The organism is Teichococcus aestuarii, assembly GCF_042651065.1.
Lineage (GTDB): Bacteria > Pseudomonadota > Alphaproteobacteria > Acetobacterales > Acetobacteraceae > Pseudoroseomonas > Pseudoroseomonas aestuarii.
This window is the reverse complement of sequence record NZ_JBHSCH010000001.1, coordinates 259804-271135: the sequence shown is the minus strand read 5'-3', so window position 1 is coordinate 271135 and position 11332 is coordinate 259804. Positions and strand designations below refer to the sequence as shown.

Genomic DNA, 11332 nt, shown 5'->3' with positions numbered 1-11332 from the left:
CCGCGCCGCCGCCCGCCGCGGCCCCGCCCGCCCTCTCCGGCTATGGCGCCCGGCTGGCGGCGCTGCCGCCGCTGCCGCCGCCGGGCTCGGACGCGCTGGCCGTCGATTTCCGCCATGGTGAGCTGGCGCCGGCCGACTTCCCCGCCCTGCCCTGGCGCCGCGCCCTGGCGGAGGGCGCGCGCCGCCCGCCGCGCCGCCTGCGCTACGGCGACCCGGCCGGCGACCCGCCGCTGCGCGCGGCGCCGACCGGCTATCTCTGGCGCGCGCGCGGCCTGCGCTGCGCGCCGGAGCAGATCGTCGTGGTGGGCGGCTCGCAGCAGGGCATCGACCTCTGCGCCCGGCTGCTGCTCGACCCCGGCGACCGCGTCGCCATCGAGGACCCGGCCTACAGCCTGGCGCGGCACGCCTTCCTGGCCGCCGGCGCCGTGCCGGAGCCGCATCCGGTGGACCGCGAGGGGCTGCGCACCGCCGCGCTCGGCGCCGCCCGGCTGGCCTATGTGACCCCCTCCCACCAGTTCCCGCTCGGCGCCGTGCTGTCCGCGGCGCGGCGGCAGGCATTGCTGGCCTGGGCGCGGCGCGAGGGCGCCTGGGTGCTGGAGGACGACTATGATGGCGAGTTCCGCTTCGGCGTCGCCCCCATCCCGCCCCTGCAGGCGATGGAGCAGGAGGGGGCGGAGCGCGTGCTCTACCTCGGCACCGTCTCCAAGACGCTCTCGCCCGCCCTGCGGCTGGGCTACCTGGTGCTGCCGCCGGCGCTGGTGGCGCCCTTCGCCACGGCCAAGCGGCTGACCGACCGGCACGCCTCCGGGCTGGAGCAGGCGGCGCTGGCGCGGCTGATCGAGAGCGGCGCCTATGTCCGGCATGAGCGCCGCGCCCGGCGCGGCCACGCGGCACGGCGCGCCGCGCGGGTGGCCGCGCTGCGCGCCGCCTTCGGCCCCCGCGCCACCGTGGCGGGAGAGGAGGCCGGGCTGCATGTGGTGCTGTGGCTGGAGGAGTTGCCCGCCGCGCTGGAACCGGTGCTGGTGGCGCGGGCCGGCGCCGCCGGGCTTGGCCTCTACCCGGTCGGCGCCCTCTACCACCCGGGCGGTGCGCGGCCGGACAAGGCGGGGCTGGTGATCGGCTACGCCGCGCTGGGCGAGGCCGAGATCGCCGAGGGGGTGCGCCGGCTGCGCGCGGTGCTGGAGGCGATGCGCCGCTGAGGCCCCTGCCCTCAGGCCTCTGCTCTCAGGCCCCCGCTCTCAGGCCCTCGCTCTCAGGCCCCCGCCCTCAGGCCCCCGCCCTCAGGCCGTCGCGCGCAGCGCCGCCAGCAGCCGCGCCGCGCCTTCCTCCGGGGTGGTGTCGTTCGCCACCTCCACCACGTCGAGCCCCTCGGGCAGCGGCGCGGCGCGGCTGAGGCGCAGCGCGATCTCGGCCGCGCCCTCCCGCCCGCGCCCGGCCAGCCGCGCCGCCAGCACGGCGGGCGGCGCCGTCACCAGCAGCACGCGCAGGCGGTAGCGCGCGGCGGCCTCGGCCAGCACGGTGCGGGAGAGGTTGGCCACCACCACCCGCCCCTGCGCCAGGTCGCGCTCGACGATGCGGGGGATGCCGTAGTGCAGCCCGTGCGCCTGCCAGTGCAGCGCGAAGGCGCCGCTGGCCCGCGCCGCCCCGAACTCGGCCTCGCTCATCGGCCGGTGGTCCTCGGCGCCCGGATGGTCCTGCGCCTCGGCCGGGCGGGTGATGACCCGCCGCGCGAAGACGAAGCGCGGATCGGCCGACAGCGCCGCCCGCGCGGCGCCGAGCAGCGTGTCCTTCCCCGCGCCCGAGGCGCCCACCACCGTCACCAGACTGCCCGCCATCGCGCTGCCCTGCCTCCCCCGGTTGACCCGACGCTTTTCGGCGCGCAATCAGCAGGGCGCAAGCACCCCCGCCCGGAGGCCATGAAATGTTCACGACCCGCCCCGAGATCGCCGCCACCTTCGGGGCGGTCGGCAGCACCCACTGGATCGCCAGCCAGGTGGCCATGGCGGTGCTGGAGCGCGGCGGCAACGCCTTCGACGCCGCCGCCGCCGCCGGCTTCACCCTCCAGGTGGCCGAGCCGCACCTGAACGGCCCGCTGGGCGACTGCCCCATCATCATCCATGACGCCAGGGCCGGCACGCAGCACGTCATCTGCGGCCAGGGGCCGGCGCCGGCCGGGCTGACGGTGGCGCATGTGAAGGAGGGGCTGGGGCTCGACCTGATCCCCGGCACCGGTCTGCTGCCCGCCATGGTGCCCGGCGCCTTCGACGCCTGGGCCACCATGCTGCGCGACTGGGGCACCTGGACCCTGGCCGACGTTCTGGAATTCGCCATCGGCTATGCCGAGCGCGGCATCCACTACGTGCCGCGCATCGCCGCCACGGTGGAGAGCGTGCGGCCGCTCTTCGAGCAGGAATGGCCGACCTCCGCCGCGCTGTGGCTGCGCGATGGCGGCCCGCGCGCCGGCAAGCTGTGGCGCAACCCGGAGCTGGCCGCCACCTATGCCCGCGTGCTGCGCGAGGCCGCCGCCGCCGGGCCGGACCGCGTGGCGCAGATCGATGCCGCGCGCCGCGCCTGGTACGAGGGCTTCGTCGCCGAGGCGATCGACCGCTTCTGCCGCGGCACCGAGGCGCTGGACGCCTCCGGCCGCCGCCACCGCGGCGTGCTGACGGGCGACGACATGGCGCGCTGGCGCGCCCCCGTCGAGGCGCCGCTGGCCTATGACTACCGCGGCACCACCCTGCTGAAATGCGGCCCCTGGAGCCAGGGCCCGGCCATGCTGCAGACCATGGCGATCCTCGCCGGCTTCGACCTCGCCGCCATGGACCCGGTGGGCGCAGAGTTCGCGCACCATGTGGTGGAGGCGATGAAGCTCGCCTTCGCCGACCGCGAGGCCTTCTACGGCGACCCGGATTTCACCGACGTGCCGATGGAGACGCTGCTCTCCGAGGCCTACACCGCCGGGCGCCGCGCGCTGCTGACGCCGGACGCGCAGATGGAGCTGCGCCCCGGCAGCATCCCCGGCCATGCGGGCTGGGTGGACCATGCGGCCGAATCGCGCGCCGCCCTGCTGGGCGCCGCTGCCGGCGCGGGGGAGCCCACCGTCTCCCGCCTCGGCGTCTCGGGCGCCGACACCTGCCATGTCGATGTCATCGACAAGTGGGGCAACATGGTCTCGGCCACGCCCTCGGGCGGCTGGCTGCAATCCTCGCCGGCCATTCCGGGGCTCGGCTTCTGCCTTGGCACGCGCGGCCAGATGTTCTGGCTGGACGAGAGCCTGCCGAACGGGCTGAAGCCCGGCAAGCGGCCGCGCACCACCCTCTCCCCCGGCATGGCGCTGCGCGACGGCCGCCCCTGGATGGCCTTCGGCACGCCGGGCGGCGAGCAGCAGGACCAGTGGCAGCCCATCATGCTGGCGCGGATGCTGAACCACGGGCTGAACATCCAGCAGGCGATCGACGCGCCGGCCTTCCACACGGAGCACTGGCCCTCCAGCTTCTGGCCGCGCGTGGCGCGCCCGGGCAAGGTGGTGCTGGAAGGCCGCTACGCCCCCGAGGTGCTGCAGGACCTGCTGGCGCGCGGCCACCGCGCCGAGCTGGGCGGCGACTGGTCGGAAGGCCGCCTCTCCGCCGTCCGGCAGGAGCCGGACGGGCAGATCTTCGCGGGCGCCAACCCGCGCGGCATGCAGGGCTACGCGGTCGGGCGCTGAGGCTGGGGCGGCATCCTGTCGCGGCGGTGGCGCCACGCGCCGCGCAGGAAGCCGAAGCCCCAGGCCAGGTGCATGGTCATCACCGCCAGCCCCACGGGCAGCAGCGAGAGGTCGCGCGCCTTCGCCGCCTGCGCCGCGCCCCAGCCCAGGCAGAGCAGCGCATAGGCCAGCGGGATGAACAGGAAGGGCGGCCAGAACGGCGCCAGCAGCACGGCGCCGGCGCAGCCCAGCAGCGCCGCAACCGGCGCCATCTGGCGCGGGCGGGGGCGCAGCCCGTGCTTCATCAGGGTGCGGGCGCGCCCCGCCCCGTGCTTCATGTACTGCCGCGCCAGAGAGGGCAGGTCCTTGCGCGGGTAGTAGGTGACGGGCGCCTCCCGGCACATCCACACCTTGCCGCCCGCGAGGTGGGCGCGGTGGTCCAGCTCGGCGTCCTCGTTGTGGGTGAAGGCCTCGTCATAGCCGCCGATGGAGCGGAAGAAGTCGCGGTTGAAGGCGGCGTGGTGGCCATGGTCCACCCAGCCCGAGACGCCGCCCGCGCGGTGCGCCGAGCCGCCATTGCCGAGCTTGCTGTTCTGCGCCAGCGCGATGGCCCGCTGCATCCCGGCATGGCCTTCCGTCTTCATCGGCACCACCACGGAGGTGGCGCCGGCGGAGGGGCCGGTCCGCGCCTCGAGGCACTGGCAGACGCGGGTGACGAAGCCCGGCGGATACCAGGCATGGGCATCGGCCCGCAGCAGGATGCGCGCCTCGGGGCTGGCCTCGCGCGCCGCCTGGTTCACCGCGGCGGATTGCAGCCGGGCGGGGTTGTGCAGCAGCCGCACCTCGGGGTGGCGGAGCTGGATGCCGGCCACGATTTCCCGCGTGCGGTCGGTGCTGCCGCCATCGAGCACCAGGACCTCCAGCCGGTAGCCATCGCCCTGCGTCAGCAGCGAGGCCAGGCAGTCGGCGATGTAGTGCTCCTCGTTCAGCACGGGCACGGCGATGGCGACGAGCGGGAGGGCGGCGAGGGGACGATCGGAGGACATGAACCGCCTTGTCTGCTGCAACTGCCGGACTTACTGCGAAGGCTCCGGCGCAGCGTCAAATGCCGATTGCGTGTCCGATCCCCGATCCTCGGATGGGTTTTCCCCGCAGATTCTTGTTTTTGATCCGGCCTGTTACCGGAATGCGCGGAGGGCGTGGCCCAGGGAGGATTTTTCCCCCCTGGGCCCTTTCGGCTTCAGTCGGCCGGCGTGTCCATCTGCGCCAGCCAGACCTCCACCTGGTCGAGTGCCGCCTCGTCCGGTGCCGTGATGACAAGCCTGGGCGGCTGCCCCTTGGCCACGGTGATGGTGACATCCCGGCCCTTGTAGCTCTGCGCCAGGCTGGGGTCGGCGCGCAGGGCGACAGGGCAGTCGACGGTGCGGGTGAGCATGGCGTGCCTCCAGTTCCGTGAGCAGGAGGCAACCGGGCCGGCCCCGCCGGGTTGCGCCGCTCAGCCGCGCGCCAGCACCGCCCGCACGGCGTCGAGGTCGATTGCCTCGCCCTTGCGTTTCCGCCGCGTCAGCGGGTCGCGGCTCTCCACCGTGGTGGCCATGGTGAGGGAGTTCAGCACCGCCTCCTCCACCGCCTCGATGGCGGCCACGAAAAGCGAGGACATGCGCTCGTTCGGCCAGTCCTCGTAGCGCGGCTGGGGCCGCCGCACGCCGGGATGGGTGGAGAAGGCGATGGCGTAGTCGCCCGAGCCGTCCGAAAAGGCGGCGCCGGTGCGGGCCAGCCCGGCCATGGCGCGCAGCGCGAGGCGCTCCAGGTTGCGGTCCGAAAGCGGCGCATCGGTGGCGATCGCCACCATCACCGAACCGTCGGCGTCGCCCTGATCGGCATGTTCGCGCAGGTAGAAGCGGCCCAGTGCCTCGCCGACGCGGTGGCCGTCCATCAGCAGCGCGCCGCCATAGTTGCTCTGCACCAGCGCGCCGAGGGTGAAGCCGCCCAGCGCCGCCGGCAGCACCCGCGAGGCCGTGCCGATGCCGCCCTTCCAGCCGAAGGACATGGTGCCGGTGCCGGCGCCGACGCTGCCCTCCGCCACCGGGCCGGGCGCCGCCTGCTCCAGCGCCGCCCGCACGTCCGCGGCCTCCAGGCCACGTGCGCGGATGTCGTTCAGCCGCCCGTCATTGGTCTCGCCCACCACGGCGTTGACCGAGAGCACCGCCTCGTTGCCGGGCTGCGCCAGCGTCCAGTCCACCACAGCCTCGACGGCGCGGCCGACCGACAGGGTGTTGACCAGCACGAGCGGCGATTCCAGCTCACCCAGCTCCTGCAATTGGGTGGCACCGGCCAGCTTGCCGAAGCCGTTGATCGTGGCCAACCCCGCCGGCACCCGCTCGCGAAAGAGGTTGCCACCATGCGGGCGAATGGCGGTGACGCCGGTGCGGATGAACTCCCCCTCGATCCGCGTCACCTGCCCCACCAGCACGCCCGCCACGTCGGTGATGGCGTTCAGCGCCCCGGGCGGGAAGATCCCCGGGCGCAGGCCGAGGTCGCGGGCGCGGCAGCGCGCCACGCCCCGCGCCACGCCCCGCGCCACGCCCTGCGCCTCCGCGCTCATCCGGCCAGCGCGGCCTTGATGGCGGCCAGCGCCTCGGCGGCCTTGCCGGCCTCCGGGCCGCCGGCCTGGGCCATGTCCGGCCGGCCGCCGCCGCCCTTGCCGCCCACGGCGGCGCTGCCGGCGCGCACCAGCGCTACGGCATCGGCGCGGCCCTTGGCGCCCTCGGCCACGCCGACGACGATGCTGGCCTTGCCCTCGGCGGTGGAGAGCAGCGCCACCACGTCGGTGACGCCGGACTTCAGGATCGCCTCGGCCAGCCCCTTCAGGTCGCGCGGCGGCACCTCGCCGAGGTCGCGGCCGGAGAAGCGCAGCCCGCCCACCTCCTCGATGGCGGCGTCCGAGCCGCCGGTGGCGAGCTTCTTGCGCAGCTCGGCCACGTCGCGCTCCAGCTTGCGGCGCTCCTCCACCAGGGCGGCGATGCGCGCCGGCAGCTCGGCGGGGGCGATCTTCAGCGCGGCGGCGGCCTCGCGCAGCATGCGCTGCTCCGCCTCGATGACGGCGAGCGCGGCAGCCCCGGTCACCGCCTCCACCCGCCGCACGCCGGCCGAGACGGCGCTCTCCCCCACGATCTTGAACAGGCCGATATCGCCGGTGCGCTTCACATGCGTGCCGCCGCACAGCTCCAGCGAATAGACGCCGTGCTTCTCCGTGGCCGCCGGGTCATGCCCCATACCGACGACGCGCACCTCGTCGCCATACTTCTCGCCGAACAGCGCCATGGCGCCGGCCTCGACGGCGGCCTCCGGCGTCATCAGCCGCGTCACCACCTCGGCGTTCTCGCGGATGCGGGCATTCACCTCGGCCTCGACCCAGGCGAGGTCATCGGCCTGCATCGGCGTCGGCTGGGAGACGTCGAAGCGCAGACGGTCCGGCGCGTTCAGCGAGCCCTTCTGCGCCACATGGGTGCCGAGCCGGCGGCGCAGCGCCTCGTGCAGCAGGTGGGTGGCCGAGTGGTGGGCGCGGATGGCACCGCGGCGGGTGTGGTCCAGCTCCGCCACCACCGCCTTGCCCGGCGCCGCATCGCCCGCCTCGACCGTGCCGAGATGCACGAACAGGCCGAGCTTCTTCTGCGTGTCCCGCACCGCGATGCGCAGGCCATCGCCCGCCGTGATGGTGCCGGTGTCGCCCACCTGGCCGCCGCTCTCGGCGTAGAAGGGGGTCTGGTTCAGCAGCACGGCCACCTCGGTGCCCGGCCCCGCCTTTTCCGCCACCGCCCCGTTGGCGACCACGGCGAGGATCTCGCCCTCCGCGCTCTCGGTCGAGTAGCCGAGGAACTCGGTGGCGCCGAGGCGGTCCTTCAGGTCGAACCACAGCGTCTCGGTGGCGGCCTCGCCGGAGCCGGCCCAGGCGGCGCGGGCGCGCTTCTTCTGCTCGGCCATGGCGTCCTCGAAGCCGGCCACGTCCACCGCCTTGCCCTCGCCGCGCAGCGCGTCCTGCGTCAGGTCGAGCGGGAAGCCGTAGGTGTCGTAGAGCTTGAAGGCGACATCGCCGGGCAGCGTGCCCTTGTCGCCGAGCTTGTCGCTCTCCTCCGCCAGCAGGCCGAGGCCGCGCTCCAGCAGGCTGCGGAAGCGGTTCTCCTCCAGCTTCAGCGTCTCGGAGATCAGGCTCTCGGCGCGCACCAGCTCGGGATAGGCGGCGCCCATCTGGCGCACCAGGGTGGGCAGCAGGCGGTAGAGCAGCGGCTCCTTGGCGCCCATCATGTGGGCGTGGCGCATGGCGCGGCGCAGGATGCGGCGCAGCACGTAGCCGCGCCCCTCATTGGAGGGCATCACGCCATCGGCGATCAGGAAGGCGCCGGAGCGGAGATGGTCCGCCACCACGCGGTGGCTCACCTTGAACGGCCCGTCCGCCGCCTGCCCCGTCGCCTCGGCCGAGGCCAGGATCAGCGCGCGGAAGGTGTCGATGTCGTAGTTGTCGTGCTTGCCCTGCAGGATGGCGGCGAAGCGCTCCAGCCCCATGCCGGTGTCGATCGAGGGGCGCGGCAGCGGGTTGCGGGTGCCCGCCGGCTCCTCGAGATACTGCATGAACACGAGGTTCCAGATCTCGATGAACCGGTCCCCATCCTCGTCCGGGCTGCCGGGCGGGCCGCCGGGGATGCCCTCGCCATGGTCGTAGAAGATCTCGGAGCACGGGCCGCAGGGGCCGGTGTCGCCCATCCGCCAGAAATTGTCGGAGGTGGGGATGCGGATGATCCGCTCATCCGGCAGGCCGGCGATCTTGCGCCACAGCGCGGCGGCGTCCTCGTCCTCCGAGAACACCGTGACCAGCAGCTTCTCCTTCGGCAGGGAGAAATCCTTCGTCAGGAGCGTCCAGGCGTGGGTGATCGCCTGCTCCTTGAAGTAGTCGCCGAAGGAGAAATTGCCCAGCATCTCGAAGAAGGTGTGGTGCCGGGCGGTGTAGCCGACATTGTCCAGGTCGTTGTGCTTGCCGCCGGCGCGCACCGACTTCTGGGCGGTGGTGGCGCGGGAATAGGGCCGCTTCTCCTGCCCGGTGAAGACGTTCTTGAACTGCACCATGCCGCTGTTGGTGAACATCAGCGTCGGGTCGTTGCGCGGCACCAGGGGCGAGGATTCCACCACCGTGTGGCCATTGCGGGCGAAATAATCGAGGAAGGTGGCCCGGATGTCGTTGCTGCTGGTCATATTCCGCTCTGTCGCCTTCGCTCTGGCCATGGGCGTGAGATTCCGTGGCCGCTGACGTAGCGCGGCGCGGCGAGGGTGAAAAGCGCCGACATGCCCTGGCCGGGGCAGCCAGCGCCCCGCCCCCGGCGTTATAAGCCCCTCATGCCGCCACGCCGCCCCCCGAGCCCCGCCGCCGCCCCCGCCCCCGCCGAGGACCTGTTCGGCGGCCCGCCCGCCCCGCCCGGCCCCGAGGCGGCGGAGGCGCAGGCCGCCGACACCGCCCGGCCGCTCGCCGACCGGCTCCGCCCGCGCCGGCTGGAGGAGGTGGTGGGCCAGGAGCACCTGCTCGGCCCGCAGGGCAGCATCAGCCGCATGCTGGAGCGCGGCGCGCTGGCCTCGCTGATCCTGTGGGGGCCGCCCGGCGTCGGCAAGACCACCATCGCCCGCCTGCTGGCCGAGGCCGCCGGGCTGCGCTTCGCCGCGCTCTCGGCGGTGTTCTCCGGCGTCGCGGACCTCAAGCGCGCCTTCGACGAGGCCCGCGCCCGCCGCACCTCCGGGCAAGGCACGCTCCTGTTCGTCGACGAGATCCACCGCTTCAACCGCGCCCAGCAGGACGGTTTCTTGCCCGTGGTGGAGGACGGCACCGTCACCCTGGTGGGGGCCACCACGGAGAACCCTTCCTTCGCGCTGAACGGCGCCATCCTCTCCCGCTGCCAGGTGATGGTGCTGAAGCGGCTGGACGATGCGGCGCTGGAGCGCCTGCTCGCCCGCGCCGAGGAACTGTCGGAGCGCCCCCTGCCGCTGGACGAGGCGGCGCGCGGCGTGCTGCGCGCCATGGCCGATGGCGATGGCCGCTACATCCTCAACATGGCCGAGCAGCTCCTGGCCCTGCCCGCCGGCACCGCACCGCTCGACCCCGCCGGCCTCTCGGCGCTGCTGGCGAAACGCGCCGCGCTCTACGACAAGGACCGCGAGGAACACTACAACCTCATCTCGGCACTGCACAAATCGCTGCGCGGCTCGGACGCCGATGCGGCGCTCTACTGGTTCTCCCGCATGCTGGAGGGCGGCGAGGACCCGCGCTACATCGCCCGCCGCCTGACGCGCTTTGCCGCCGAGGATGTGGGCATGGCCGACCCCACCGCCCTGCCCGCCGCCATCGCCGCCTGGGAGACCTATGAGCGCCTCGGCAGCCCGGAGGGGGAGCTGGCACTGGCGCAGCTCGTGGTGCATCTCGGCACCGCGCCGAAGTCGAACGCCGTCTATGTCGCCTACAAGGAGGCGCGCCGCGCCGCCAAGGAGACCGGCAGCCTGATGCCCCCCGCCCATATCCTGAACGCGCCGACCAAGCTGATGAAGAGCCTCGGCTACGGCGCCGGCTATGCCTACGACCACGACGAGGCGGAAGGCTTCAGCGGCCAGAACTACTTCCCCGACGGGATGGCGCGGCAGCCCTTCTACCGCCCCGCCGGGCGCGGCGCCGAGGCGCGCATCCTGCAACGGCTGGAGCACTGGGCCGGCCTGCGCGAGGAGCGCGCCCGCGCCGAGGCTACCCCGCCCCGCCGCCCCCGTGGCGGTAGCCAGCCATGAGCGGCGCCTTCTCCCCCGCCCTGCTCGGGCTGGTGGCGGCGGGGGGCGCGGCGGGCTCGGTGCTGCGCTACGCGGTGGGAATCTGGTGCGCGGGCTGGTTCGGCACCCACCTGCCCTGGGGCACGCTGGCGGTGAACGTCATCGGCAGCGCCGTCATCGGCCTGCTCGGCGGCGCCATGCTGGGCGGCCTGGCCTTCCCGCAGGAGGCGCGGCTGCTGGCCGTCACCGGGCTGCTCGGCGGCTTCACCACCTTCTCCGCCTTCTCGCTGGACACGGGCACGCTGTTCCTGCGCAGCCCGTCGCTTGCCGCGCTCTATCTCGGCCTGACGCTGGCGGGCGGGCTCGGCGCCTTCGCCGCCGCCTTCGCCCTGGGCCGCCTGCTCGGCCGCGCCCTGGGCTGAGGCTGCCCCGCCGCGCCGCATCCCCCACGGGGCGCGGCACGGCGGGGCGCGCGTCACGGCGTCACGGTGAGCGGCGGCGTCTGCTGGTGTTGCACCACGCGCCACTCGTCATGCGCCAGCCGCCGGTAGACGGAGGTGCAATGCGCCTCGTAGGGCGCCTTGCCATCGCCCCGCGCCGCCGCCTTGTAGGCGATGACGATCAGCCCCTCCTGCGGGCGCGAGACCTGCTTCTCGGAGATCTCCACCGTGCTCCAGCGCGGCGTGTCCGCCACCGCCGCCACCGCCTCGGCCCCGCCCATCACGAAGGGGGGGTGCGGCAGCACCATCAGGCACTCATCGTCGATCAGCGCGCGGTAGTGCTCCGCATCGCCCGTCCAGAGGCTCTCCTCGAAGGCCCACACCCGTCCGTCGTCCATAAATCCTGTTCTCC

At 74.0% G+C, this 11332-nt stretch carries 10 protein-coding genes; 4 read left to right on the top strand and 6 right to left on the bottom strand.

Annotated elements, in window-relative coordinates; genetic code table 11:
• Nucleotides 1–1199 (top strand): MocR-like pyridoxine biosynthesis transcription factor PdxR (pdxR, locus tag ACFOY6_RS01245; protein WP_379648455.1); only part of this gene is annotated, 1199 nt, incomplete at its 5' end.
• A gap of 81 nt (nucleotides 1200–1280) precedes the next feature.
• Here the strand turns inward: pdxR and phnN are convergent.
• Complete coding sequence (gene phnN, locus ACFOY6_RS01240) at nucleotides 1281–1835, bottom strand: phosphonate metabolism protein/1,5-bisphosphokinase (PRPP-forming) PhnN (RefSeq protein ID WP_379634260.1); 555 nt, start codon at nucleotides 1833–1835, stop codon at nucleotides 1281–1283.
• An 86-nt stretch (nucleotides 1836–1921) separates the two neighbouring features.
• On the opposite strand from phnN, the gene ACFOY6_RS01235 reads away from it, so the two are divergent.
• On the top strand, nucleotides 1922–3706 hold the full coding sequence (locus ACFOY6_RS01235; RefSeq protein ID WP_379648453.1) for a gamma-glutamyltransferase family protein: 1785 nt from the start codon (nucleotides 1922–1924) through the stop codon (nucleotides 3704–3706).
• On the opposite strand, the gene ACFOY6_RS01230 is transcribed toward ACFOY6_RS01235, so the two are convergent.
• The 4 genes from ACFOY6_RS01230 to alaS all read right to left on the bottom strand — a co-directional run bounded on the left by ACFOY6_RS01230 (nucleotide 3688) and on the right by alaS (nucleotide 8932).
• A complete protein-coding gene (locus tag ACFOY6_RS01230; protein WP_379648451.1) occupies nucleotides 3688–4731 on the bottom strand; it encodes a glycosyltransferase family 2 protein in 1044 nt (347 codons plus the stop codon). The two genes, ACFOY6_RS01235 and ACFOY6_RS01230, sit on opposite strands and share 19 nt — an antisense overlap.
• 194 nt (nucleotides 4732–4925) lie before the next feature.
• Complete coding sequence (locus ACFOY6_RS01225) at nucleotides 4926–5120, bottom strand: hypothetical protein (protein ID WP_109518630.1); 195 nt, start codon at nucleotides 5118–5120, stop codon at nucleotides 4926–4928.
• Between the two features lie 60 nt (nucleotides 5121–5180).
• The gene (locus ACFOY6_RS01220; protein WP_379648449.1) at nucleotides 5181–6290 is read right to left on the bottom strand and encodes a DmpA family aminopeptidase; all 1110 of its coding nucleotides are present in this window, start codon (nucleotides 6288–6290) and stop codon (nucleotides 5181–5183) included.
• Entirely contained in the window at nucleotides 6287–8932 is a 2646-nt protein-coding gene (gene alaS, locus ACFOY6_RS01215) for an alanine--tRNA ligase (protein ID WP_379648447.1), read from the bottom strand. The genes ACFOY6_RS01220 and alaS overlap by 4 nt, the downstream gene beginning before the upstream one ends.
• Nucleotides 8933–9073: 141 nt before the next feature.
• Here alaS and ACFOY6_RS01210 point away from each other — a divergent pair, with 141 nt between their 5' ends.
• Both ACFOY6_RS01210 and ACFOY6_RS01205 read left to right on the top strand, forming a co-directional pair.
• Nucleotides 9074–10501: a replication-associated recombination protein A gene (locus tag ACFOY6_RS01210; RefSeq protein WP_379648445.1), complete on the top strand. Its 1428-nt coding sequence runs from the start codon at nucleotides 9074–9076 to the stop codon at nucleotides 10499–10501.
• Nucleotides 10498–10902: a fluoride efflux transporter FluC gene (locus ACFOY6_RS01205; protein ID WP_109518626.1), complete on the top strand. Its 405-nt coding sequence runs from the start codon at nucleotides 10498–10500 to the stop codon at nucleotides 10900–10902. Before ACFOY6_RS01210 ends, ACFOY6_RS01205 begins: the two co-directional genes overlap by 4 nt.
• Nucleotides 10903–10955: 53 nt before the next feature.
• Here the strand turns inward: ACFOY6_RS01205 and ACFOY6_RS01200 are convergent, their stop codons facing one another.
• The gene (locus tag ACFOY6_RS01200; RefSeq protein WP_379648442.1) at nucleotides 10956–11318 is read right to left on the bottom strand and encodes a DUF4440 domain-containing protein; all 363 of its coding nucleotides are present in this window, start codon (nucleotides 11316–11318) and stop codon (nucleotides 10956–10958) included.
• Between the last annotated feature and the right edge of the window lie 14 nt (nucleotides 11319–11332).